This is a genomic window from Amaricoccus macauensis (genome assembly GCF_014201905.1).
Classification (GTDB): domain Bacteria; phylum Pseudomonadota; class Alphaproteobacteria; order Rhodobacterales; family Rhodobacteraceae; genus Amaricoccus; species Amaricoccus macauensis.
On record NZ_JACHFM010000003.1, the window covers coordinates 531,422 to 556,119 of the forward strand.

Below are 24,698 nucleotides of genomic sequence, written 5' to 3' on the forward strand. Positions count from 1 at the left end.
CTCAGAACCGCCAGATCACCGGAACGAGCCAGACTGCCGCAACGAAATAGAGCAGCATCAGCGGCAGGCCGAACTTCCAGTAGTCGCCGAAGCGGTAGCCTCCCGGCTCCATCACCATGAGGTTGGTGGGCGTCGCGACCGGGGTGAAGAACGATGCCGCGGCCGCCACCGCCACGGCCATCAGCACCGGTTGCGGCGAGACACCCATGTCCTGCGCCGCGACCACCGCGATCGGGATGATGATGAGCGCGGTCGCGGTGTTCGAGATCACCTGACCGAGGATGGCGGTCAGCAAGAAGAGACCGGCGATGAGCGCCCGCGGCCCGAAATCGCCGAGGGTCTGCACCAGTCCGTCCGCGAGGAGCTGCGCCGCGCCGGTCGAACTGATCGCGGTCGACAGCGGCATCATCGCGCCCACCAGAATCACCGTCGTCCAGTTGATGGCGCGGTAGACTTCCGGCACCGACAGCAGCCCGAGAAGCAGCATCGCCCCGGCCGAAACCAGGCCCGCGACCGCCGCCGGAACGAGGCCGGTGGCGAGCAGGATCACCATGGCCGCCATCACGCCGAGCGCCGTCGTCGCGCCCGGTCCCATGGGAAGCGCCTGCCGCCGCACCAGATCGGGCGAGTTCACCACGAGGATCTCGGGCGGCGCGAGGTGCTTGTCGAGCGCCTCCCATGTGCCTTGCAGCAGCATCGTGTCACCGGCGGCAATGAGCTCGCCCTGCGGCAGGTCGATCCCCTGACGGCTGACCGCGAGCACCACGAGATCACCGCTCTGGGTCACCATCCCGGGGAACATGCGCTGGCCGATGAGCGCGGAGCGGGGTGGAACGACCACCTCCGCCAGCCCCGAGTCGCGGTTGAACAGCGTCGCGACCACGCCATCGTCGGGGTCGGTGCGCGGGCTCAGATGAGCGTCGCGGCAAAGCTGGGCAATCTCCTCCGGCGGCCCCTGCACCAGCAGCACGTCGTCAGGCTCGATCATGCGGAGCCGCAGGGCGCCGCTGTTGCCGGCGGCGCGCATGGTCCGAAGCGTCAGGCCGGGATAGTCGGCGAGCAAAAGGTCGGCACGCTGGCTGCCGACGAGGGGTGAGTCCGCGCGCACCCGCAGCAGATGCACGTCATGCGTGAGGCCGAATTGCTCGACGAGGGTCCGGGCGTGGTCGCTCAGATCCGGCGGCAGCGCCTGCACCGCGCGCACCGGCAACAGCCGCGGCCCGAGCAGGATGGCGATGGCAATGCCGCCGATGACCAGCGGAATCCCGACCAGCGCGAACTCGAAGTAGCCGAAGCCTCGCTCGCCGGCCTCGAGCGAGGCTTCGAGCACCAGCACGTTGACCGGCGTCCCGGTCAACGCCAGCAGCGAACCCGAGTGAGCGCCATAGACGAGTGGCAGCAGGAGTTGCGACGGTGGCCGCTGCAACCGCACTGCCATCACCACGATCACCGGCAGGAGTGCCGCCACCGCGCCGTTGACGCTGATGAGCGCGGTGAGCACGCCCACGATCAGCATCATGAAACCGATGAGCTTGTTGCGGCTGTCGCCGGCGCCGCGCATCAGCACCTGCCCGGTCCAGGCGGTGACGCCCGTCTTCTCCAGCGCGGCGCTCGCCACGAACAGCGAGGCGACGAAGACCGTCGCGGGGTCGCCGAAGCCCGCGAGGCTCTCCTGCAAGGTCACGATGCCAGTCGCCCAGAGCGCGAGCGCGCAGCCGACGCAGACGGCGATCACCGGCAGGCGATCCCAGATGAAGAGCGCGATTACCGCAACGATGATCGCGAAGATCATCCAGATCTCGTTCATCGGCTCCCCCCAGGCACTGAGATAGTGCCAGATTGCATGAATGGCTTGCCTGCGCAATGCGAGGATGCTAGTCTTTTCGCAATCACAGGTTGAGTTAACAGTCGAACCAAGGTTCGCCAATAAGGCGACATCTCGAGGGGGTGCGGGGATGGCTTCACAGAAGCCGGCGGTGGCGTCCGGTACGCCCGGGATGATGGATCGTTTCCTGAGTACCGTCGAGCGGGCGGGGAACAAGGTTCCGCATCCGGCGATCATCTTCTTCATGCTGATCGCGATCGTGGTGCTCCTGTCGGTTTTCCTGAACCTCATCGGCTGGGCGGCCACCTACGAGGCGATCGACCCGGCCACCCACCAGGTCGTGACGCAGACCACGACGGTCAGAAGCCTGCTCTCCGCCGACGGCATCCGCTTCATGTTCACCTCGATCGTGCCGAACTTTCAGGGGTTCGGCGCGGTCGGCGTGATCATCGTCGCCATGGTCGGCGTCGGCGTGGCGGAAGAATCCGGCCTGATCGCGACGCTGGTGCGCAAGGTCGTCGAGATTGCGCCTCGATCGATCTTCACCTTCATCGTCGTCATGCTCGGCGTCGTCTCGTCGTTCGCCGCTGACGCGGGCTATCTCGTGCTGGTGCCCCTCGGGGCGGCCGCGTTCCACAGCCTCGGACGGCACCCGCTTGCGGGGCTCGCGGCGGCATTCTCCGGCGTTGCGGCGGTCTTCCTCGTCAATCTGTTCTCGACACCCGTCGACGGCCTGCTCGCGGAAATGACGAATGACGCGATCCGGCTGGTCGATCCGACCAAGGAGGTGACGCTCGTCGGCAACCTCTACTTCATGATCGTGTCGTCCTTCGTGATGGCGCTCGTCTGCACGATCATCACCGACAAGATGATCGAGCCGCACCTCGGGCCTTACGAGGGTGGGGTGCCGGTCGAGGCGCAGGAGGGGCTGACGCCGTCCCAGTCGCGCGGGCTGCGCTGGTCGGGCTGGGGCCTGCTCGGCTACCTCGTCATCATCGGCGTTCTGCTCGTGCCGCCGGGAGCGCCGCTGCGGCATCCCGAGACCGGTGAAATCCTCTCCGGCTCGCCGTTCATGACCGGCCTCATCGTCCAGATCAGCCTGCTCTTCTTCACTCTGGGCTTCTGCTACGGCAAGGGCGCCGGGACGATCAAGGACCTCACGGCTGCGATCAAGATGGTGGAGAAGACCTTCTCCGGCATGGCGTCGCTCATCTTCCTGCTGCTGGTCATCGCGCAGTTCGTGGCATTCTTCAGCTTCACCAATATCGCGACCGTGCTTGCGGCGAACCTTGCCGATTTCCTTGAGACGGTGCCGCTCGGGACCGCGAGCTATCTCGTGATCTTCGTGATGCTGGTCCTTGTGGTCGATCTGCTCATCACCGGCGCGGTGGCGAAATGGGCGATCTTCGCTCCGGTGTTCATTCCGCTCTTCATGCGGCTTGGCAGCGATCCGAACCTCGTGCTCGCAGCATACCGGGTGGGCGACTCGCCGGCGAACGTCATCACGCCGCTCAACGTCTACCTCGGCGTCATGGTGGGCTTCGCCGCCAAGTACCAGAAGGACGCCGGCATCGGCACCATCGTCTCTCTGATGTTGCCCTACACGGTGATCCTCATCATCCTCTGGACCGCGCTTCTCGTGGCCTGGGCGCTGCTCGGCATCCCGCTCGGACCGGGCTGACGGCGCGGGCCTGACACCTCGGAAACCCTTGGGGGTAGATATGTCTGATCTCGAAAAGGTGCTCGCGACCATCGACGCCGATATGGATGGTGCTCTCGAACGGCTGTTCGCGACGCTCCGGCTGAAATCGATCTCCACCGATCCCGACTACGCCGCAGAGACCCGGGCTTGCGCGGAATGGCACGCGAAGGACCTCGCGGAAATCGGCTTCGAGGCGAGCGTCCGCGACACCGCCGGTCATCCGATGGTCGTGGGGCACCAGCGGGATGGGTCCGGGCCGTCCGTACTCTTCTATGGCCACTACGACGTGCAGCCGGTGGACCCGCTCGAGCTTTGGGAGAACGATCCGTTCGATCCGAAGATCATCACCCGCCCGGACGGCTCGAAGATGCTGGTCGGGCGCGGGACAGCCGACGACAAGGGTCAGCTCATGACCTTCGTCGAGGCGTGTCGCGCGTGGAAGAAGGTCACCGGCAAGCTGCCGATCCCGGTGACGATCCTGCTCGAGGGCGAGGAGGAGTCGGGCGGGGTGAACCTGCCGCCGTTTCTCGATGCGAACCTCGAGGAACTGCGCGCCGACTATGCGCTGATCTGCGACACCAACATGTGGGACAAGGCGACGCCGGCGATCACCACATCGCTCCGCGGTCTCTGCGGCGAGGAGATCGTGGTGCGCGCGGCCGACCGCGACCTGCACTCGGGCTTCTACGGCTCGGCCGCCTCGAACCCGAACCACATCCTCGCCCGCATCCTCGCCGACCTGCACGACGACACCGGCCGCGTGACGCTCGCGGGCTTCTATGACGGGGTGCCGGAGCTGCCGGAGAGCCTGAAGGAGAGCTGGGCGAAGCTCGATTTCGATCCGGCGGAATTCCTCGGTGAGGTCGGCCTCTCGGTGCCGGCGGGCGAGGAAGGCCGCTCGGTTCTGGAAATGACCTGGTCCCGACCGACGGCCGAGGTGAACGGCATGGGTGGTGGCTATCAGGGGGCCGGTTTCAAGACGGTGATCCCGGCGGAAGCGCACGCCAAGGTCTCGTTCCGGCTGGTCTTCGATCAGGATCCGCACAAGGTGCGCGCCGCGTTCCGCGACCATGTCAAGGCGCGCATCCCGGCGGACTGCTCGGTCGAGTTCCACGAGCACGGGTCGGGCACGGCCGTCGCCTTCGACACCTCCGGGCCGGCCTTCCAGAAGGCGCAGGGTGCGCTGACAGACGAATGGGGCAAGGACGCGGCCTTCGTCGGGGGCGGGGGCTCGATCCCGGTGACGACCCTCATCAAGACGAAGCTCGGGGTCGATGTGGTGATGGTGGGCTTCGGTCTCGCCGACGACCGCATCCACAGCCCCAACGAGAAGTACGAGCTCGAGAGCTTCCACAAGGGCATCCGCTCCTGGGCCCGGATCCTTGCCGCGCTGGCCGAGTAGGAGGAGCCCGGCCGCTGCCCGTGGCCGGGGCGCCGGCCACGGGTGACTTCGGGACAACACGGCCCGGACACGCAGCCTGAGACCGCACGCGGCTTGTGCGCGTCCCGCAGCGGCGCGGAGCCGCCTCGGGGGTGCCGAAACGTCGTCCGCCTGGACGGAGCCGGAGCGCTGTCCCTGCGGACGGCTCCACCTGGTGGTCAGGGCAGTGCGACCGGCCCGAAATCGAGCGCTCGAAAAGGTCGAGAGCTGCGGGCCATGATCGCTCGACGTCAGGCATGGGCGCGCCCGAATGGGGACACACGCCGACGCCGCCGAGGCCCGGGCGCCGGCCGTGGGCGGATGCACGCATCCGCCTCGCGAAGCCGGGCCTCTCGTCTCATTCCTGTCGTCGCCGCGGACGGCCCGTCCGCAGAGGCTCTTGGGCTGCGCGCGGGAAGAGGGCATGAGCGGCCCTCGTGCCGCGGTTCCCGGCCGTCCTCTCTCCGGTCTATTCCCCGGCGCGAAGGAACAGCTCAGGGCTGGCCTCGGTCTTCGAGCCGGCAAGCAGGCCATCGAAGTAGGTGATCGTCCGGCGCAGGCCGATCCTGAGGTCCACGGCCGGCGTCCACCCGAGGACTTCGCCAGCCTTGGTGATGTCCGGCCGGCGCTGCTTCGGGTCGTTCTCCGGCAGCGGCAGCGATACGATCCGCGACCGCGATCCGGTCATGTCGATGACCGTCTCGGCGAGCTGGCGGATGGTGAACTCTCCGGGATTGCCGATGTTGATCGGCCCGGTCACGTCGTCGGGCGTCGCCATCAGCCGCACGAACCCCTCGATCAGGTCGTCGACGTAGCAGAAGCTGCGGGTCTGGCTGCCATCGCCATAGATCGTGATGGGCTCACCCTTCAGCGCCTGGACGATGAAGTTCGACACCACCCGCCCGTCGTTCGGATGCATCCGCGGTCCGTAGGTGTTGAAGATCCGCGCCACCTTCACCCGAAGGTCGTGCTGGCGGCGATAGTCGAAGAACAGCGTTTCGGCGCAGCGCTTGCCTTCATCATAGCAGGAGCGGGGTCCGACCGGATTGACGTTGCCCCAGTATTCTTCGGTCTGCGGATGCTGGCTTGGATCGCCGTAGACCTCCGAGGTCGAAGCCTGAAAGATCTTTGCCCGGGTCCGCTTCGCGAGGCCAAGCATGTTGATCGCGCCGTGCACGCTGGTCTTCGTGGTCTGCACCGGGTCGAACTGATAGTGCACCGGGCTCGCCGGACAGGCGAGATTGTAAATCTCGTCAACCTCGACATAGAGGGGGAAGGTCACGTCGTGTCGGATCAGGTCGAAGTTCGGCGCATCCATCAGATGCGCGACATTGGCCCGTCGCCCGGTGAAGTAATTATCGACGCACAGGACGTCGTTACCTTCGGCGACAAGACGCTCGCAAAGATGGCTGCCGAGAAAGCCGGCGCCGCCGGTCACGAGGATGCGCTTGGAGACAAGGTTCTCGTTCATCGTGGTACTCGCAATACAAGGTACAGGTGCCGTGCCGCATGCTTCTGCCAGGCCGCGGTGGTCTGCGAAGGCCATCCGGTCGAACCGCGGCCCGAGCCGCCATTCGTTTCAGTGGTCGGCCGGGCCGAACATGGAATTCAGCTTGAACGCGGCTTCGGTGCGGTTGGTGGCGCTGAGCTTCTTCATGATGTTGCGGATGTGCACTTTGACGGTGCTTTCCGACATGTCGAGCTCGAAGGCAATGATCTTGTTGGCCTTGCCGCGCCGCAGGGCGTCCACCACGTCGAGCTGACGGGCAGTGAACTGCTTGTCGAGCGCAGGGGCGGCCTCGCTCCTTGGCCGGATCACGTCACGGAGCGACAACACGCTCGCCGCCGGAAGGAACATGCCGCCCGCCGCGGTAAGGCGCATGGCCTCGACGATGAACTCGAAACCGATGCTGGCGGGGATGTATCCACGCGCACCGCAATCGACGGCCGCGATCATGTCGCGCAGATCCTCGGATTCGGCGATGACGATCATCGGCACCGGGCGCACGTTCTCGAGTGTGGCGCGCAGTTCGTGTGCGACCGCGGGGTCGGAGACCTGCCGGCTACCGATGTTGAAGAGAATGGCCGCCGGCTCACCCGCGCCGTTGCCGCACTCGCGCCATTCCTCGACGCTGCCAAAGCCGATGACGGAAACGCGCGGATGCGACATCTCGATGCTGCGAACAAAGCAATCGCGCTCAAGTGCACGCCGGTCGATCAGAACGAGCGTTTCAACAAAACGCCCCGGCCTTTTGAGGTTGCGAACAGAGTTCGCGGAATGCAAGTTCCCATGACCAATCGGTTCGGCGATATACGCATCGCCCTTCATCATATTCATCTTTGTACTCGTCCCCGTTACATGGGGTTGATGGCTCGGCTCTGTCCCTTGCCACCATCTCCCGTTCCCCACTCTCACCCTATCACGCGTCATTCGGCGAGCAAACTAATTCTCCCGTAAAACTTAGCCGTATGCTCTCCCAGTAGTTGAGACGGATTCCTTGTGCGACGGTTTGTCTCGGACCCCCCTGATTTCATAGGCAAATCGGCAGACTGGCTTGGTGGGGTTTCACCAAATCGTCACTATCCACAGCTGTCTGTATGATCTCCCAGTCGCCTTTCGGGTGTGCGCTGAGAGCGTCGGGTTCATCCTTTTGGATGATGCCCATCGTCCTTAGGTTGGCGATTCTTCCCACAAGATCACCCATTTGCGCTCGTGTTGACCGAAATGGAGGATGTTTGGCACGAGCGAGTATCCAATGGCCAATCGCCGGGTGGGTGATTTGCAGAATGCCGTGGTGCTTCGCAGGTTGCGACGGGTTTTAAGTAAATCGCAAGTTTAATTTGCGTCCGACTGTAAACGCGTCGCCAGAAAATCAATCAGGGCGTGAAGGATAATCGTGAATGCCGCAAGGACGATGAGGGAGGCGAACATGAGGTCGATCTTCGCCCGTCCGTTGGCGAGCAGCATCAGATAGCCCAGCCCGCGAGAGGCTCCGACCCATTCGCCGATCACCGCGCCAATCGGAGCGTAGACCGCGGCGAGCCGCAGCCCCGAGGCGAGCGAGGGCAGGGCTGCGGGCACGCGGATACGCCAGAGCGTGGCGCCGGGCCGCGCCCCCATGCAGCGCGCAAGATCGAGGTAGCCCTGAGGAGTCGTCAGAAGCCCGTCGAGGAACGACGAGGCGACGGGGAAGAAGATGATCAGCACCGCCATCACCACCTTCGAGCCGATGCCATAGCCGAGCCAGAGGGTCAGGATCGGCGCCAGCGCAAAGACCGGGATCGCCTGCGAGAAGACGAGGATCGGCCGCATCAGCGCCCGCGCGCTCGCCGACGCCGCGAGGCCGATCGCGGTCGCGGCCCCGACCAGAGTGCCGAGCACGAGACCGAGCAGCACCTCGAGGATCGTCACCCCGGCGTTGTCGGCAATCAGCACCCGGTTCTTCCAGAGCGCCGTCGCAACGCGCCCCGGGCCGGGCAGGATGAACGGGGGAAGGCCGGCAAGGCTCACCAGCGCCTGCCAGAGCCCGAGAACGAGAACGGTGGCGGCAGCGGCCCAGAGGAGCCGCTTCATGCCGCGCGCCTCAGAAGCGTCAGGAGCCGGGCCTGACAGGCAAGCGTGCCCGGATCATCGAAAGGCCGGATCGGCGGCAGGGCGGGCGGCTCTGCCGGGATGACGCCTGACGCGGTCATCACCAGGATATGGTGGCCGAGGCGCGCCGCCTCGGCCGGGTCATGGGTCACGAGAAGCACGGTCCGCCCGGCGAGAAGCTCGGCGGCGGTTTCCTGCATCGCCGCGCGGTTGCCGGCATCCAGCGCCGAGAACGGCTCATCAAGCAGCACGATCGGGCGATCCTCCATCAGGGTCCGGGCGAGCGCCGCCCGTTGGCGCTCGCCGCCAGAGAGCGTCCTCGGCCGCCGCCGGGCGCGTGGCCCGAGTCCGACCCGCTCGACCAGCGCCGCGGCGCGGGCGGCGTCAGGCCTCTCGTGCCGGAGCCGCGCGCCGAGCTCGACGTTGCCGGTCACGTCGAGCCAGGGCAGCAGCAGGTCGCTCTGCGCCATATAGCCGACGCGGCCCTTCAGCGGCATGCCGTCTTCGGCGCTGATCGTGCCGAGGAAGCTCACCCCCGTCGGCAGATCGGCGATGAGCCTGAGGACGGTCGACTTGCCGACGCCCGAGGGTCCGAGCAGACACGTCCACTGGCCGCCCGGCAGCACGATGTCGAGCGGGCCGAAGAGCGGTGCGCCGTCCACCTCGCCGCGTCCGGCGACGCGGACCGCCGGGGCCGTCATGAGCCGCGGAGCCCCATGTCCCAGAAGCCGACCTCGAGCCGCGTCGCGGTGGTGAACCGCTCGGCCAGCCGTCGGGAGCGCGGCACGGCGGTGAAGTCCGCCCCGAGCCGGCGCTCGATCGCCCCGTCAATGAGCGCGCCGACCTCGCGGCAGATCGCCTGATAGGGCTCGCCCGCATAGGTCGCGATCCACTCGGCGTAGGGCGTTTCGCGTCCCTCGGCCGCGAGCCGCAGGCCGATCTCGCCATAGCCGAGCACGCAGGGCGCGAGGGCGGCGAGCAGGTCGAGGAGATCCCCCGAATAGCCGGACTCGAGCACGTAGCGGGTGTAGGCGAGGTTCTCCTGCGTCTCCTTGGTCGCGAACAGCGCGTCCTTGTCGATGCCCTCCCGGGCGCAGACCTCCACATGGAGCGCCATCTCGCCCTCCGCGAGCCCCGCCACCGTGGAGGCCGCGTGGCGCATCTCCTCAAGGGTGTCGGACTTTGCCGCGGCGAGCGCCCATGCCCGGGCGAAATTGAAGAGGAAGACATAGTCCTGCCGCATGTAGTGCAGGAACGACGCGCGCGGCAGGGTGCCGTCTCCGAGCTGTTCGACGAAGGCATGGCGGGTGTAGGCATCCCACTCAGGCCCGGCTGCCTCGCGAAAGAAGGCGAAGGCCCGGCCGTATCCGGGCGTGGCGAGCGCGCTCATTGCGCACCTACGTCGATCGCGAGATCGTTCACCGGGCGGATGCCCTCGACCAGTCCGGCCTCGTTCAGGAACGCCTCGAAGCGGGCGTAGCGACCGGCGTCGAGCCCGGCGGGGCTCGGCGCGAAGCGCGCGATCGTGTCCTTCCAGGCGCGGGCGTTCAGTTCGTCGTCGAGCTCGGGCGAGGTGCCGGCGAAGATCGTCCAGCTTTCTTCGGGATGGTTGACGATGAACTGGGTCGCCTTCTCGGTGGCGGCGAGGAAGCGGGCGATCTTCTCCTTGTCCATCGTCTCGGCGTTCGCCGCATAGATCAGTTCGTCGTAGGTCGGCAGCCCCTCTTCCTCGACATAGAAGCAGCGGCCGGGCACGCCCTCGATATTCATCTGGTTGAGTTCGAAGTTCCGGTAGGCGCCGATCACCGCGTCCACCTGACCGGCCATCAGGGCCGGTGACAGTGAGAAGTTCACGTTTACCATCTCCACGTCATCGATCGTGAGACCGGCGCGCTTCAGCAACGCGCCGATCATGGCTTCTTCGACGCCGGCAACGGAATAGCCGACCTTCTTGCCCTTGAGATCGGCGATGGACCGGATCGGGCCGTCCTCGCGCACCAGCAGGCAGTTGAGCGGGGTCGCCACCAGCGTACCGACGCGCTTCAGCGGCAGGCCCTCGGCGACCTGCAGATGCAGCTGCGGCTGATAGGTGATGCCGAGATCGGCACGCCCGGCAGCCACCATCTTCGGCGGATCGGCCGGATCTGCGGGGGCGACCACCTCGACGTCGAGTCCCTGGTCGGCGAAATAGCCCTTCTCCTGCGCGATGACGATCGGTCCGTGGTCCGGATTGACGAACCAGTCGAGGATCAGCGTGAGCTTGTCCGCTGCCAGCGCCGGCTGGGCGGCGAGGCAGAGACCGAGAACGAAGGTAGCAAGTTTCATGAGGCCTCCAAGGCAGGCACTGGGTCGCCCATGGCGACAAGAAGGATCGGGCCGTCCCAGACCCGTTCGAGGCGCCGGGCCGCGGCCCAGGCGCGCAGACCACTGCGGCAGGCGAGGACCGCGCGCTGGCCGGGGAGGGGGAGCGGCCCGTCGGTGACGGCCTCCACCCCGGCGCGCCGCGCCTGCGGGGCGGCCGGGACCGGAGCCTCCTCCGCTCCGCGCAGATCGACCACGAAATCGCCCGCCTCGATCGCGCCCGGCGCGAGAAAGCGCAGCGCGTGCTCGGGCTCGGGCGCCCCGTCGAAACGGAAGCCCGAGAAGCGCAGGCCGGCGGCCTCGTAGCTCACCACCTGCCCGAGCGGGCTCGGCGCGAGTCCGAGGAGGATCCCGAGCGCCATCTGCGCCTGAAGCATCCCGAGCAGCCCCACGACCGGGCCGAGCACACCGGCGGTGGCGCAGGTCGCCGCGCGCTCCGGCAGGTCGGGAAAGACCGCCCGAAGCGACGGCGCGCCGCCGCAGAAGCCGCCCACATAGCCGCCGAGCCCGAGGGCGGAGGCGCTGATGAACGGCTTCGCCGCCGCGAGGCAGGCGTCGGACAGCACATAGCTCGCGGCAAAGCTGTCGGCGCAGTCGAGCACCACGTCAGCCGCCGCCACGAGGCCGGGCGCGTTCGACGGATCGAGGGAGGTGACGAGCGGTGTCACCCGCACCTCCGGGTTGAGATCGGCGAGCACCGCCGCCGCGGCTTCCGCCTTGGGCAGGCCGATGCGCGACTCGCCGAAAAGCGTCTGGCGGTGCAGGTTGCCGCGCTCCACCCGGTCGGGATCAACGAGGGTGATCGCGCCGACGCCGGCACCGGCGAGGTATTGCAGCACCGGCACCCCGAGCCCGCCCGCGCCGACCACCAGCACATGGGCGGCGGCAAGGCGGGCCTGCCCGGCGTCGCCCACCTCGGGCAGCACGATCTGCCGGGCATAGCGGCTCATCGCGTCGCCTCCAGCCAGGCGCGGACCTTCGCTTCCGGGTCGGGATCGAGGGTGATGTCGGTCACGACGGAGACCACGTCAGCACCCGCCCTGAACGCGCCCGGCGCGCGGTCAATGGTGAAGCCGCCGATGGCGACGAGGGGCATGTCGCCAACCCGCCGCTTCCATTCCGCCACCCGCTCGAGCCCCTGCGGCCCGAAGCGCATGGACTTCAGCTTCGTCGCGTAGACCGGCCCGAGCGCCACGTAGTCGGGTGCGAGCGCCAGCGCCCGGTCGAGCTCGGGCACGTCATGCGTCGAGATCCCGAGCCGGACTCCCGCATCGCGGATCGCCGCGACGTCGGCGTCGTCGAGATCCTCCTGCCCGAGATGCACGAAGTCGCAGCCCTCCTCGATCGCGAGCTGCCAGTGGTCATTGACCACAAGCGTCGCGCCCGCAGCGGTGCAGGCGGCCTGCGCCCGGGCGATCTCCGCCCGCGTCTCGTCCTCGCTCAGATCCTTCGCCCGAAGCTGCACGAACGTCACGCCGAGCGGCAGCATCCGCTCGATCCAGGCGGCGTCGGGGAAGATCGGGTAGAACCGGTCAAGTGTCATGCGGCTTGCTTTCCAGCGTTGAGGCTGACCCCGGCCGGGTCGGTCGTTGAAACGGCGAAGAGCGACGGATTTGGCAGGTGAGCGCGTTGCCGCGCCCGCCGGGGCGATCGCGGCCGGATGGCACCCTTCCGCAGAAATCCTCACCCCTGACGGCTTCCGGGTTCCCTGCCGTCGGGACGGCGAAAGCAGTGTTTGCGCTCGTCGCGCCGAAAATTTGCTCCCCGTTCATTCGAGAAACGCCCTCCCTATCTCCGGGGTCGAGGCGGCGGCCATGCTGCGCGCGGGCATCGGGTCGGCCCCCACGGCAAGCCGCCCGGCCTCGGCCGCGAGCGCGAAAGCCCGCGCCATCGCCACCGGGTCGCCGGCCTTCGCCACGGCGGTGTTGAGCAGCACCGCGTCATAGCCCATTTCCATCACCGCGCCCGCGTGGCTCGGCAGGCCGAGCCCAGCGTCCACCACCATCGGCACCCCCGGAAACCGCTCGCGCAGCGCGCGGAGCCCGTAGGGATTGACCATCCCGAGCCCGGTGCCGATCGGCGCGGCCCAGGGCATCAGCACCTCGCAGCCCGCGTCGAGCAGCCGGTCGGCGAGCACCAGATCCTCGGTCATGTAGGGAAAGACCTGAAACCCGTCGGCCGAAAGCGTCCGTGCCGCCTCCACCAGAGCGAAGGGATCGGGCTGCAACGTGTCGGTGTGACCGATCACCTCAAGCTTGATCCACGGCGTGCCGAACACCTCGCGCGCCATCTGCGCCGTCGTCACCGCCTCGCGCGCGCTGTGGCAGCCGGCGGTGTTCGGCAGCACCCGGACGCCCAGCTCGCGGATGATGGCCCAGAAGTCTTCGCCCGCCCGGCCGCCACCCGCTTCACGCCGGAGCGAGACCGTGGCGATCCCCGCGCCCGAGGCGCGAAACGCCTCCGTCAGCACCGCGGGCGAGGGATACTGCGACGTCCCGAGCAGAAGCGGCGAGGCGACCTCGACGCCATAGAAGACCGGCATTCTCTAGCCTCCCTGCCGCGGCGCCAGCACTTCGAGCCGGTCGCCCTCTGACAATATCCTCTCCGCCCGCGCGGCCACCGGCACGAAGGCACCGTTTACCGCCGTCGCCACCGTGGCCCCGCCGTAACCGAGCTCGACCAGCGCCTCGGCCAGTTGCCCGGCGCTCACCTCGCGCGCCTCACCGTTCAGCTCGATCTTCATCCATCACCTCCGGCTTCCGGCCCTCGGTCACCAGATCGGCCGCCATCCGCGCCATCGCGGGCGCGAGCAGGAAGCCGTGGCGAAAGAGCCCGTTCAGATAGATCGTCCCGCCGCGCCGCCTGATCCGGGGCAGGTTGTCGCGAAACGCGGGCCGCGCATCGACACCGATCTCGAGAACCTCCGCCTCGCCGAACGCCGGATGCAGCGCCCAGGCAGCGGTCAGCATCTCGAGCAGCGAGCGCGCGGTGATCCGCCCGCGCTCGCCCGACTCGATCATCGTCGCGCCCAGCATGAAGACGCCGTCGCCGCGCGGCACCACGTAGAGCGGGATCCGCGGGTGCAGCAGCCTGACCGGCCGCGACAGCGTCACGTCGGGCGTGCGCAGCACCAGCATCTCGCCCTTCACCCCGCGCAGGTCGGCGAGCGCATCCCTCGCCGCGAGCCCGCGGCAGTCGAAATCCACCACTTCGGGCGCCGTCATCTCGATCCCGACACCCCGCGCGGCAAGCCCGGCGGCCAGCGCAGCGAGCGCCTGCCGGGGCGCGAGATGCGCCTCGTCGGGAAAGTGCAGCGCCCTTGCAAAGCGCCCGGCGAGATCAGGCTCGAGCGCCGTCACGCCAGCGCCATCGAGGCTCACGTGGCCAGCCGTGCGCCGGGCAAACCGCGCCAGCTCACCCGCGTCGCGCCCGAGCGCCACCACGAGCGTGCCGCCGGCCGTCACCTCCGCGCCATGCGCCCGCCACCAGCCGGCGGCCTCCTGCCCGAGGCGCACCACCGGCTCCTCGGCGGTCTCGCCCTCGCAGAACGGCGCGAGCATGCCGCCCGCCCACCACGAGCAGGCGTGCGGTCCCGGCGCGCCGCCACGGTCGTGCAGACTGACCGCGACACCGCGACCCGCAAGCTCGCTCGCGAGTGCGAGGCCCATCACGCCGGCTCCGAGAATGTGCCGTGTCATGCCGGCCAGACTCCGTGGAAATGATGCACCGGCCCGCGTCCCCCGCCGACCCCGAGGCTGTCCGCCGCGCGGATCGCGCCTTGCAACCAGTCGTGCGCCACCCGGACGGCGTCGCCGATCCCGAGGCCCTTCGCGAGTTCCGCCGCGATCGCCGAGGAATAGGAACAGCCGGTGCCGTGGGTGTTGAGCGTCGGATGCCGCGGTGCCTCGATCAGCATCGGATCGCTGTCGCCGGTCACCAGCACGTCGGTGCAGATCTCGCCCGCGCCGTGGCCGCCCTTCACCAGGACCGCGCGCGCCCCCCGCGCCCGAAGCGCGTCGCCCTGTTCGGTCATCTCGGCGACGGTGACCGCCTCGCGGCAGTCGAGCAGGCGCGCGGCCTCCGGCAGGTTCGGGGTGAGCAGCCCCGCGAGCGGCAGCAGCCGCGCCACCAGCGCCTCGGTCGCCGCCGGCTCCAGCAGCGCGTCACCGGATTTCGCCACCATCACCGGATCGACCACGACCGGCGCCTGAGAGCTCCGCAGTCGCTCCGCCACCTCGCCGATGATCGCGGCGGAGAACAGCATCCCCACCTTGATCGCGTCGATGCGGATATCGGCGAGCACCGCGTCGAGTTGTGCCGCGACGATCGCCGGCGAGACCTCCGCCACGGCGGTCACCGCCCGGGTGTTCTGCGCGGTAATCGCCGTCAGGACACTCGCGCCATAGACGCCGCGCGCGGAGAAGGTCTTCAGGTCCGCCTGCACCCCGGCGCCACCGCCGGAGTCCGACCCTGCAATCGTCAGCGCCTTGGCAACGCCCATTCCTCGACTCCCATGGGTGCCGGAATAGGGTGGCTATAGCTCTCAAGCTTGGCCCGTTCCCTACGCCGGCATTGTCCGGATCAGGTTCGATGGGTTGGCTCGCGCCTCTCAGCCCCTCGACAGGGCACCCCAACGGATTGTGACAACCCTACCGCAGTCAATCGGGAGGTTCAATCGCGGAAGGTTCATCCGAGCGATCGCCACTTGCACCCGCCGCGCCGGGGCCGCAAAACGAGAGGCAGATCAGCAGGAAACGGTCAGGCGCATGGGGATCAACCGCGAGAGTGAAGTGTCGGCGAACCTTCAGATCGGTCCGACGTCGCTTGGCATGGTCCGCCTCTACATCGAAACCGAGGCGTTCGAGCTGCCACTCGACTTCGACCCGGATGAGGCCGACGAGATTGCCGAGGAACTGCGCGCCGCCGCCCAGCAGGCGCGCGCCACGCGCAACCCGGCGCGGGGAAAATCCGCCCCGCAAGGCAAGGGCCGCAAAGGCCGTTGAGGCTCCGCCGAGCGGCGGAGCGGGCCTTCACGCGCGCGCCGTGCTCGCGCCCCGGCGCCGGTGTCGCCGCTCCCCTGCGGGAACGGCGCGGCCGAAATCAGGCGTTGAACAGGAAGTGCAGCACGTCGCCGTCCTGCACCCGGTAGGCCTTGCCCTCCGAGCGCATCCGCCCGGCTTCCTTCGCGCCCTGCTCGCCGCCGAGGTTCACATAGTCGTCGAAGCCGATCGTCTCGGCGCGGATGAAGCCGCGCTCGAAGTCGCCGTGGATGACACCCGCCGCCTGCGGCGCGCTCGCCCCCGTGGGGATCGTCCAGGCCCGCGCCTCCTTCGGCCCGACGGTGAAATACGTCGCGAGGCCGAGCAGCCGGTAGCCCTCATGGATCAGCCGGTCGAGCCCGGCCTCGTGCAGGCCCATGGACTCGAGATACTCCGCCCGCTCCGCGTCCTCGAGCTGCGCAAGCTCTTCCTCGATCGCCGCCGAGATGACGACGACGCCCGATCCCTCCGCTGCGGCGAGGTCCGCGACCCGCGCCGACTGGGCATTGCCGGTCGCCGACGCGCCTTCCTCGACGTTGCAGACGTAGAGCACGGGCTTCGCGGTCAGAAGCTGCAGCAGCCGCCAGGTGCGCGCGTCCTCGTCGGCGACGGCAACGGTGCGCGCGGGCTTGCCCGCCTCCAGCGCGGCCTTCGCCGCTTCGAGCAGCCGCGCCTGATCGGCCGCTTCCTTGTCGCCGCCCTTCAGCTTGCGCTGGAGCCCGGCGAGGCGCTTCTCGACGCTCTCGAGATCGGCGAGCATCAGCTCGGTCTCCACCGTCTCCGCGTCCGCGACCGGGTCCACCCGGCCCTCGACGTGGGTCACGTCGGAGTCCTCGAAGCAGCGCAGCACATGGGCGACCGCGTCGCACTCGCGGATGTTCGCGAGAAACTGGTTGCCGAGACCCTCGCCCTTCGAGGCGCCGCGCACGAGGCCCGCGATATCGACGAAGGTGATGCGCGCCGGGATCACCTTCTGGCTCTTGCCGATCCCCGCGAGCCGGTCGAGGCGCGGGTCGGGGACATTCACCTCGCCGACGTTCGGCTCGATGGTGCAGAACGGAAAATTCGCCGCCTGTGCGGCGGCCGTCCGCGTCAGTGCATTGAACAGCGTCGACTTGCCGACGTTCGGCAGCCCGACGATCCCGATCTTCAAGGCCATCCCGGCGCCTCCCAAAGGTTCGGCGCCCCTTATGGCGCCGAACGCGCCGGGGTCAAGCTGACGCGGTCGGCAGGCACCGGGGATCGAGGCGGCTTGATTCCGCGCCATACCTGTCCCACAGAAGGCGAAACCGGAAAGGGGCGGGGGAATGACACGCATCGACAAGCGGTTCGCGGCGCTGCGCGACAAGGGAACGAAGGCATTCGTCTCCTTCGTGATGGCCGGTGACCCCGACTACGAGACCTCGCTCGCGGTGATGCGCGGCCTTCCGGCGGCGGGCGTCGACGTCATCGAGATGGGCATGCCCTTCACCGACCCGATGGCCGACGGACCCGCGATCCAGAAGGCCGGCCAGCGCGCGCTCGATGCCGGCCACACCATGGACCGGACCTTCGACATGGTCCGCGCCTTCCGCGAGGGCGACGACGAGACCCCGATCGTGCTCATGGGCTACTATAATCCGATCTATTCCCGCGGGGTGGAGCGCTTCCTCGCCGAGGCGACCGCCGCGGGCATCGACGGCCTCATCATCGTCGACCTGCCGCCCGAGGAAGACGACGAGCTCTGCCTGCCGGCGCAGGCCGCGGGCATCGACTTCATCCGCCTCGCCACGCCGACCACCGACGACCGCCGCCTGCCGAGGGTGCTGCAGAATACCTCCGGCTTCGTCTACTACGTGTCGATCACCGGCATCACCGGCTCGGCAACGGCGAACGCCGCCTCTGTCGGCCCGGAAGTCGCCCGGATCAAGGCCGGCACCTCGCTGCCGATCTGCGTCGGCTTCGGCATCCGCACCCCCGAGGCTGCCCGCGACATCGCGTCCGTCGCCGACGGCGCGGTGGTGGGCTCGGCGATCGTCGAGAAGATCGCCGCCGGAGAGCCGGTCGATGCGATCCTCGCCTTCGTCCGCGGCCTCGCCGACGCGACCCACGCGGGCTGACGCCGGGGCTCCGCGCGCGGGGCTGGCCGCCCGGGTTGGCGTCCCGGGTTGGCCTCGGCCGCCGGGTGGCCTAGGTTTCCGGTGACGCGAACAACCGGAGGCTCGGCCCCTTGGCAGATGAAGACCGCGACCCGCGCTGGCACTGGATCCGGCCCTACCTCCTGCCGGTCCTCGGCGCAGTCGGCGCAATGGTGCTCGCGGTCTGGCTCCTCGACCTGACGCCCCCCGACCGGGTGAGCTTCGCCGCGGGACGGCCGGGCACCGCCTACTATGCCCTCGCCGAGCAGTACCGCGACATCCTCGCCCGCGACGGCATCGAGGCAACGATCGAGGAAACGCCGGGCTCGGTCGCCAACGTCGCCGCCCTGACCCGCCCCGATGCCCCCGCCGACGTCGCCTTCGTCCAGGGCGGCGTGCCGGTGCCCCCCGAGGCGCCGCTCTCGGCACTCGGCACGATGTTTCTCGAACCGCTCTGGATCTTCGGACGTGGGCCCGTGCCCGACCCGGCCGACCCCTCGCGCTGGCAGGGGTTCACCATCGCCGCCGGCGACCCCGGCAGCGGCACGCGCTTCGTGGTCGAGGCCGCCCTCGCCACCCTCGGCATCGACGCCGGGCCCCTCGATCTCCAGGCGATGAACTCCACCGACTCGGCCGCCGCCCTCGAGGCCGGCACGATCGACATCGGCGTCTTCGTCGGGCCGGTGACGGCGCCCTACCTGCAGCGCCTCGTTGCCGACCCGGCTCTCAGGGCGCTCTCGATCCGCGATCCCGAGGCGCTCGTGCGCCGGCTCCCCTTCGTCGAGCTGACCGACATTCCGGCGGCGAGCTTCGACTATGCCGCCCGCCGCCCGGACGAGCGGGTCGACCTCGTGGCAATGGTCGCGCGCCTCGTCGGCCGCGAAGACCTGCACCCGGCACTCGTCGACCGGCTGGTCGAGGCGGCGCGCACCGTCCACTCGGGTCGTGATCTCATCACCCGCGAAGGCCAGTTCCCTTCCACCATCGGTGCCGACATGGCCCTGAACCCGCAGGCCGCGAGCCTGATCGAGAAGGGCCCGAACCCGTTCAACCGCTTCCTGCCGTACTGGATCGGCGCGCAGATCAGCAAGTTCGCGCTGCTCCTCGTGCCGCTCCTCGTCATCTTCATCCCGGTCTTCCGCATCGCCCCGAGCCTCTACCAGTGGCGGATGCGCGGCCGGATCTGGCGGCACTACCCCGAGCTTCGCGCCGTCGAGCGCGAGGCGGCGGTGGCGAACGACCCGGCCACCCTCGACCGTCTCGCCGGCCAGCTCGACGCGATCGAGGGACAGGTGACCCGCACCCGCCTGCCACCGAGCTACCGCGAATACGCCTACGCCATGCGCGTCCACCTCGACCTCGTCCGCCGCCGCATCGCCGAACGCCGCGCGGGGCTTGGCCGTGCCCGCGCCTGAACATCACGCGCCACACCACGCGTGCGGGCCCGGAAGCCCTTTCCCTTTGCCCCGAAATCGTCTATGGACCGCGCCTCGCGGCCTTGCACCCTTGGAGGAAGGTCGCGTCTGACAGTCCAATAGGAGTTGCCACGATGGCAGAGACACCAGTTCTCGAAGCCGTGGCGCGTGAGGGAGTCGGCAAGGGGGCCGCTCGGCAAACGCGTCGCGAGGGATTCGTTCCCGGAGTGATCTACGGCGGCGGCAAGGAGCCGCAGGCGATCGCCGTGAAGTTCAATGTGCTCCTGAAGGAGCTGAAGGCCGGCCGCTTCCTGTCGAAGCTCATCAACGTCAAGGTTGATGGCAAGGACAACAAGGTGGTCTGCCGCGGCGTGCAGCGCGACGTGGTCAAGGACCTGCCGACGCACATCGACTTCATGCGCCTCACCGACCGCACGCGCATCTCGCTGCACATTCCGATCGAGTACGTGAACCGCGAGAAGTCGCCGGGCCTGAAGCGCGGCGGCGTGCTGACGGAAGTCCGGCACGACCTCGAGCTGTTCGTGACCGCCGGCAAGATCCCGGAAAAGGTGACGATCGACCTCGAGGGCGCCGAGATCAACGACACGATCCACATCAGCAATGTGAAGCTGCCCGCGGGCACCTCGCCGGTCATCACCGACCGCGACTTCGCGATTGCGAACATCCAGGCGCCGTCCGGTCTGCGTTCGGAAGAGAACGAGAGCGACGAGGCCGAGGAGGAGTGATCCTCACCCGCGCGGGCTGACGTTCGCCCGCGCCTGTGCTACATCCCCACGCGCCGCGCCTTACCCGCGCGGCGCGTTCGCATTTCGGAGGCGGCGTGAGACTCTTCGTCGGTCTTGGCAATCCCGGGGCGGGCTATGCCCGAAACCGGCACAACGTCGGATTCATGGCGGTCGATGCCATCGCCGACGCGCACAACTTCTCGCCGTGGCGCACGAAGTTCCAGGGTGAGCTGGCCGAGGGCCGGCTCGGCCTCGAGAAGGTGCTGCTCCTGAAGCCACAGACCTTCATGAACCTGTCCGGCGACGCGGTGCAGGCGGCGATGACGTTCTACAAGATCGAGCCCTCGGACGTGGTGGTGTTCCACGACGAACTCGACCTCGCGCCCGAGCGGGTGCGGGTGAAGACCGGCGGCGGCCATGCCGGGCACAACGGTCTGCGCTCGATCACCGGGCACATCGGACCGGAGTTCGTGCGCGTCCGGCTCGGGATCGGCCATCCAGGCGACAAGCGGCTGGTGACGAACTACGTGCTCGGCGACTTCGCCAGGCAGGAAGCCGCGTGGGTCGAGGCGCTGATGAAGGGCGTCGCCGCCGGCGCGCCGAAGCTCGCGGAGGGCGACAGTTCGGGCTTCATGACCGAACTCGCACGCCACCTGCCGCAACGCCCGGAGAAGCCGGCGAAACCGAAGCCGGCCGCGAAGCCTGCCGCAGCACCGAAGCCCGCCGCGGATGCAGTGCCCGCCGCGGATGCAGTGCCCGCCGCGCCGGCAGAGGCGGAGCCAGACGACACCCGCTCCCCCCTGCAGCGGCTGGTGGACCGCTTCCGCTGACCGCCCGCGGCCCGCGCTTTCAGCCGTCCCGAAGGTCTTCATACGGCCTTGAAACCTGGAGAGCAGTCGTTTTCCGGCAACAGCCGGAAAACCGGAAAAGAAGACTCCGCGCGCACCAGCGCGCCCCTCGTCGCGGCCACGGCCGCGTCCCGCGGCAGCAGCGCGCGGACCGTTCCGGCCTGATACAGATGGTCGGGCCGGCGCGTCGCCCGCCGGCCGCCTTGCCGTCACATGACCGCGCCGACCTGCCATGGCACGAACTCGTTGTCACCGAGCCCGAGCGCCTCGCTCTTGGTCTTCTCGCCCGAGGCGACCGCGAGGATCCGCTCGAGGATCTCCGCGCCCTTCTCCTGCAACGAGACGCCCTTGCTCACGATGTCGCCGCAGTTGATATCCATGTCGTCGGGCATCTGCGCATAGAGCCGGTCGTTGGTGGCTACCTTGATGGTCGGCGCCGGCTTCGAGCCGAAGGCCGAGCCGCGTCCGGTGGTGAAGACGACGATCTGCGCGCCCCCGGCGATCTGTCCGGTGGTCGCCACCGGGTCATAGCCGGGCGTGTCCATGAAGACGAAACCCGGTGTCGTCACCTGTTCGGCGTACTGGAAGACGTCCGTGAGCGGCGTCGAGCCGGCCTTGGCGGCGGCGCCGAGCGACTTCTCGAGGATCGTCGTCAGGCCGCCCTGCTTGTTGCCCGGGGAGGGGTTGTTGTCCATCGAGCCACCGTTCATCTCGGTGTAGCGCTCCCACCAGCGGATGCGCTCGATGAGCTTCGCGGCCACCTCGGCGCTGACCGCGCGGCGGAGCAGCAGCTGCTCGGCCCCGTAGATCTCCGGCGTCTCCGCGAGGATCGCCGTGCCGCCGAGGCCGACCAGCATGTCCGAGGCAACGCCGAGCGCGGGGTTCGCGGTGATCCCCGAGAAGCCGTCCGAGCCGCCGCATTCGAGCGCCACCTTCAGCTCGGACGCCGGCACCGGCTCGCGCTCGATGGCGTTCACCTGCGGCAACAGTGCCTCGACCTGCGCGACGATGGCGGCGATCGTCCTGGTGGTGCCGCCGGTCTCCTGAATGGTCAGGCCGTGGAAGCGCTCCGCGCCGCTGGCGCCAAACGAATGCTGCATCCGCGCCACCTGCATCACCTCGCAGCCGAGGCCGACGAAGACCGCCGCGCCGACGTTCGGGTGGGTGGCATGACCCCAGAGCACGCGCTGGAGATTGTCGAAGCCCACGCCCTCGGACGCCATGCCGCAGCCGGTGCCGTGGGCAAAGGCGACGACGCCGTCGACGTTCGGATAGTCCGCGAGGATGCCCGAGGTCATCACCGTCTCGGCGGCCCGGCGGATCACCGTGGCCGAGCAGTTCACCGTGGCACAGACCGCGATGTAGTTGCGCGTCCCCACCTGACCGTTGGCACGGCGATAGCCCATGAACGTCCGCGCCGCGAGCACCGGCACCGCCGCCCGGGCCGCCTCGAGGTCGGCTCCGATCTCGTAGTCCTGATCGTGGGCGCCAAAGGAACAGTTGTGGGTGTGGATGTGCTCGCCCTCGGCGATCGGCTTCGTGGCATAGCCGATGATCTGGCCGAACTTCACGATTGCGCCGCCTTCCGCGATATCCGTTCGGGCGAGCTTGTGGCCGGGCGAGACCGGGTGGTCGAGCGGCGCGCCGTGCCCGAGCGGCTGCGCGCCCTGCGGCGCGCGGACGGTCAGGATCGCCACGTTGTCGGTGGGGCTGAGAATGAGCGGAGTGGCTGCGTCGAGCATCTGCGTCTGCCTTGGCATGAACGGGCTGTCGGTGGGGCGCGGGCGGTGGGGCGCTGGCGGGGCTTCGTGAGGGCACAATAGGCATTTAAACATAAAATACCGGATGGCCCGCCGTCAATGGGCGCGCGGGGCCGCGCATAGCCTGCGGAAGCGGATGCGCGGCGGGGTTGCCGTCGGCGGTGGCCGCGTCCTATGAGAGGGCAGACTACGACCTTTAGGGGAGACCAAGGTGGCGGAGCAACTGGCTGAGACACCACTGCACGCCCTGCACGTGGGGCTCGGTGCCCGCATGGTGCCGTTCGCCGGCTATGACATGCCGGTGCAGTACCCGAGCGGTATCCTGAAGGAACACCTGCACACCCGCGCGGCGGCCGGGCTCTTCGACGTCAGCCATATGGGCCAGGTCGAGCTGTGGCCCGCGTCCGGCGATGTGGCGGACGTGGCGCGTGCGCTTGAGCGGCTGGTGCCCGCCGACATCCTGAGCCTCGCGCCGGGGCGCCAGCGCTACAGCTTCTTCACCGACGCCAACGGCGGCATCCTCGACGACCTGATGGTGACGAACGGCGGCGATCACCTGCTTCTGGTGGTGAACGCTGCGCGCAAGGCGCACGATCTCGCCCACCTTCAGGCCGGGCTCGACGGCGTCGAGGTGGTGCCGCTCGAACGCGGCCTCATCGCCCTGCAGGGATCGACCGCCGAGGCGGCTCTCGCCGAGCTCAACTCCGACGTGCGCGGCATGCGCTTCATGGACGTCCGCGCGCTCGATCTCGGCGGCATGCCCGCAGTGGTGTCGCGCTCCGGCTACACCGGCGAGGACGGCTTCGAGATTTCACTGGCCGAACGCGACACCGCCGATGTGGCGCAGCGCCTGCTCGGCTTCCCCGGCGTGTTGCCCGTCGGGCTCGGCGCGCGCGATTCGCTGCGGCTCGAAGCCGGGCTCTGCCTCTGGGGCCACGACATCGACGAGACGACGACCCCGGTCGAGGCGGCGCTCGAATGGGCGATCCCGCCGGCACGCCGCTCCGGCGGCGACCGGGCAGGGGGCTTCCCGGGCGCCGAGGTGATCCTTGGCCAGATCGCATCCGGTGCCGCCCGGCGCCGGGTCGGCCTGCTGCCCGAAGGCCGCGCGCCGATGCGCGAGGGGATCGAGCTCTTCGCCGAAGCCGAAGGCGGGGCGTCGGCGGGGCGCGTGACCTCCGGCGGGTTCGGACCGAGCCTCGACGCGCCGCTGGCCATGGGATACGTCCCCATGGAGCTGGCAGCACCGGGGACTCGGCTTTACGGCCAGTTGCGTGGCCGGATGTTGCCTGCGACAGTAACGAAACTGCCCTTCGTCCGCCCCGGCTATCGCCGGAAATGAAGGGCCCGGCGGTTCGAGGAGAGACGATGCTGCGCTTCACCGAGGAGCACGAGTGGCTGAAGCAGGACGGCGACGAGGTCGTCGTCGGGATCACCCAGTATGCGACAGAGCAGCTGGGCGATCTGGTGTTCGTCGAGCTGCCTGAAGAAGGCCGCACCGTGGCGAAGGGCGACGAGGTGGTGGTGATCGAGTCGGTCAAGGCCGCAAGCGACATCCTCGCGCCGCTCGACGGCCAGATCACCGAAGTGAACTCCGCCATCGTCGCCAATCCGGCGATGGTGAACGAGGATCCGATGGAGAACGGCTGGTTCTTCCGGATGATCCTCGCCGATCCGACCGATCTCGACGGTCTGATGGACGAGGAAGGTTACCGGAAGTTCGTCGAGTCCTGAGCCACCAGGCCACGCAAGACGGCCACGCAAGACGGCCACGCAAGACGGCCACGCGGCACGACCGGAACCTTGCCTCCGGTCGGCCGCCCGGGACAGCCCTCACGGCGCCGCGGAAGCACGCGCCGGAGCCCGTCCCGTT

The 24,698-nt window shown here is 68.7% G+C and carries 24 protein-coding genes and 1 riboswitch; of the genes, 9 read left to right on the top strand and 15 right to left on the bottom strand.

Annotated features, from left to right (window positions below):
• Position 1: 1 nt before the first annotated feature.
• Positions 2-1,807, bottom strand: a complete 1,806-nt coding sequence (locus HNP73_RS16330; RefSeq protein WP_184152042.1) for an SLC13 family permease — start codon at positions 1,805-1,807, stop codon at positions 2-4.
• Positions 1,808-1,955: 148 nt separating this feature from the next.
• On the opposite strand from HNP73_RS16330, the gene HNP73_RS16335 reads away from it, so the two are divergent.
• Together HNP73_RS16335 and HNP73_RS16340 are read left to right on the top strand one after the other, a co-directional pair.
• Positions 1,956-3,506, top strand: a complete 1,551-nt coding sequence (locus HNP73_RS16335) for an AbgT family transporter (RefSeq protein ID WP_221288721.1) — start codon at positions 1,956-1,958, stop codon at positions 3,504-3,506.
• A 40-nt stretch (positions 3,507-3,546) separates the two neighbouring features.
• Complete coding sequence (locus HNP73_RS16340; protein ID WP_184152045.1) at positions 3,547-4,929, top strand: dipeptidase; 1,383 nt, start codon at positions 3,547-3,549, stop codon at positions 4,927-4,929.
• A gap of 487 nt (positions 4,930-5,416) precedes the next feature.
• On the opposite strand, the gene HNP73_RS16345 is transcribed toward HNP73_RS16340, so the two are convergent.
• The 12 genes from HNP73_RS16345 to thiD form a co-directional block, all read right to left on the bottom strand.
• Entirely contained in the window at positions 5,417-6,418 is a 1,002-nt protein-coding gene (locus HNP73_RS16345; protein WP_184152048.1) for a UDP-glucuronic acid decarboxylase family protein, read from the bottom strand.
• 108 nt (positions 6,419-6,526) lie between these two features.
• Complete coding sequence (locus tag HNP73_RS16350) at positions 6,527-7,285, bottom strand: LuxR C-terminal-related transcriptional regulator (RefSeq protein ID WP_246399865.1); 759 nt, start codon at positions 7,283-7,285, stop codon at positions 6,527-6,529.
• 498 nt (positions 7,286-7,783) lie between these two features.
• Positions 7,784-8,521 (bottom strand): ABC transporter permease, encoded by a 738-nt coding sequence (locus tag HNP73_RS16355; protein ID WP_184152050.1) that lies wholly within the window; start codon positions 8,519-8,521, stop codon positions 7,784-7,786.
• A complete protein-coding gene (locus HNP73_RS16360) occupies positions 8,518-9,240 on the bottom strand; it encodes an ABC transporter ATP-binding protein (RefSeq protein ID WP_184152053.1) in 723 nt (240 codons plus the stop codon). Before HNP73_RS16360 ends, HNP73_RS16355 begins: the two co-directional genes overlap by 4 nt.
• Positions 9,237-9,929, bottom strand: a complete 693-nt coding sequence (gene tenA / locus HNP73_RS16365) for a thiaminase II (RefSeq protein WP_184152056.1) — start codon at positions 9,927-9,929, stop codon at positions 9,237-9,239. Before tenA ends, HNP73_RS16360 begins: the two co-directional genes overlap by 4 nt.
• A complete protein-coding gene (locus HNP73_RS16370) occupies positions 9,926-10,864 on the bottom strand; it encodes an ABC transporter substrate-binding protein (protein WP_184152059.1) in 939 nt (312 codons plus the stop codon). The genes tenA and HNP73_RS16370 overlap by 4 nt, the downstream gene beginning before the upstream one ends.
• On the bottom strand, positions 10,861-11,850 hold the full coding sequence (locus HNP73_RS16375) for a HesA/MoeB/ThiF family protein (protein WP_184152061.1): 990 nt from the start codon (positions 11,848-11,850) through the stop codon (positions 10,861-10,863). The genes HNP73_RS16370 and HNP73_RS16375 overlap by 4 nt, the downstream gene beginning before the upstream one ends.
• Entirely contained in the window at positions 11,847-12,443 is a 597-nt protein-coding gene (locus HNP73_RS16380; RefSeq protein WP_184152063.1) for a thiamine phosphate synthase, read from the bottom strand. The genes HNP73_RS16375 and HNP73_RS16380 overlap by 4 nt, the downstream gene beginning before the upstream one ends.
• Before the next feature lie 225 nt (positions 12,444-12,668).
• Positions 12,669-13,442 carry a thiazole synthase gene (locus HNP73_RS16385; protein ID WP_184152066.1) on the bottom strand — a complete coding sequence of 258 codons (774 nt, stop codon included), beginning with the start codon at positions 13,440-13,442 and terminating at the stop codon, positions 12,669-12,671.
• A 3-nt stretch (positions 13,443-13,445) separates the two neighbouring features.
• Entirely contained in the window at positions 13,446-13,643 is a 198-nt protein-coding gene (gene thiS / locus HNP73_RS16390; protein ID WP_184152068.1) for a sulfur carrier protein ThiS, read from the bottom strand.
• Positions 13,621-14,598, bottom strand: coding sequence for an FAD-dependent oxidoreductase (locus tag HNP73_RS16395; RefSeq protein WP_184152071.1), 978 nt, complete (start codon positions 14,596-14,598; stop codon positions 13,621-13,623). The genes thiS and HNP73_RS16395 overlap by 23 nt, the downstream gene beginning before the upstream one ends.
• Complete coding sequence (gene thiD, locus HNP73_RS16400) at positions 14,595-15,401, bottom strand: bifunctional hydroxymethylpyrimidine kinase/phosphomethylpyrimidine kinase (protein WP_184152074.1); 807 nt, start codon at positions 15,399-15,401, stop codon at positions 14,595-14,597. Before thiD ends, HNP73_RS16395 begins: the two co-directional genes overlap by 4 nt.
• Positions 15,402-15,441: 40 nt before the next feature.
• Positions 15,442-15,543: riboswitch (TPP riboswitch) on the bottom strand.
• A gap of 123 nt (positions 15,544-15,666) precedes the next feature.
• Between thiD and HNP73_RS16405 the strand changes: the two genes are divergently transcribed.
• Complete coding sequence (locus tag HNP73_RS16405) at positions 15,667-15,903, top strand: DUF6324 family protein (RefSeq protein ID WP_184152077.1); 237 nt, start codon at positions 15,667-15,669, stop codon at positions 15,901-15,903.
• Between the two features lie 97 nt (positions 15,904-16,000).
• On the opposite strand, the gene ychF is transcribed toward HNP73_RS16405, so the two are convergent.
• Positions 16,001-17,098 carry a redox-regulated ATPase YchF gene (gene ychF, locus HNP73_RS16410; protein ID WP_184152080.1) on the bottom strand — a complete coding sequence of 366 codons (1,098 nt, stop codon included), beginning with the start codon at positions 17,096-17,098 and terminating at the stop codon, positions 16,001-16,003.
• Between the two features lie 148 nt (positions 17,099-17,246).
• Between ychF and trpA the strand changes: the two genes are divergently transcribed.
• From trpA to pth, 4 genes are all read left to right on the top strand, one after another.
• Entirely contained in the window at positions 17,247-18,038 is a 792-nt protein-coding gene (gene trpA, locus HNP73_RS16415) for a tryptophan synthase subunit alpha (protein ID WP_184152083.1), read from the top strand.
• Positions 18,039-18,148: 110 nt separating this feature from the next.
• Positions 18,149-19,471 carry a TAXI family TRAP transporter solute-binding subunit gene (locus tag HNP73_RS16420; RefSeq protein ID WP_184152086.1) on the top strand — a complete coding sequence of 441 codons (1,323 nt, stop codon included), beginning with the start codon at positions 18,149-18,151 and terminating at the stop codon, positions 19,469-19,471.
• Positions 19,472-19,605: 134 nt separating this feature from the next.
• Complete coding sequence (locus HNP73_RS16425) at positions 19,606-20,217, top strand: 50S ribosomal protein L25/general stress protein Ctc (RefSeq protein ID WP_184152089.1); 612 nt, start codon at positions 19,606-19,608, stop codon at positions 20,215-20,217.
• 95 nt (positions 20,218-20,312) lie between these two features.
• Positions 20,313-21,047, top strand: coding sequence for an aminoacyl-tRNA hydrolase (gene pth, locus HNP73_RS16430; RefSeq protein ID WP_184152091.1), 735 nt, complete (start codon positions 20,313-20,315; stop codon positions 21,045-21,047).
• A gap of 227 nt (positions 21,048-21,274) precedes the next feature.
• On the opposite strand, the gene HNP73_RS16435 is transcribed toward pth, so the two are convergent.
• On the bottom strand, positions 21,275-22,825 hold the full coding sequence (locus HNP73_RS16435; RefSeq protein WP_246399866.1) for a UxaA family hydrolase: 1,551 nt from the start codon (positions 22,823-22,825) through the stop codon (positions 21,275-21,277).
• A gap of 211 nt (positions 22,826-23,036) precedes the next feature.
• Here HNP73_RS16435 and gcvT point away from each other — a divergent pair, with 211 nt between their 5' ends.
• Together gcvT and gcvH are read left to right on the top strand one after the other, a co-directional pair.
• Positions 23,037-24,167 carry a glycine cleavage system aminomethyltransferase GcvT gene (gene gcvT, locus HNP73_RS16440; protein ID WP_343063350.1) on the top strand — a complete coding sequence of 377 codons (1,131 nt, stop codon included), beginning with the start codon at positions 23,037-23,039 and terminating at the stop codon, positions 24,165-24,167.
• Between the two features lie 29 nt (positions 24,168-24,196).
• Positions 24,197-24,559, top strand: coding sequence for a glycine cleavage system protein GcvH (gene gcvH, locus HNP73_RS16445; protein ID WP_184152671.1), 363 nt, complete (start codon positions 24,197-24,199; stop codon positions 24,557-24,559).
• Positions 24,560-24,698 lie beyond the last annotated feature (139 nt).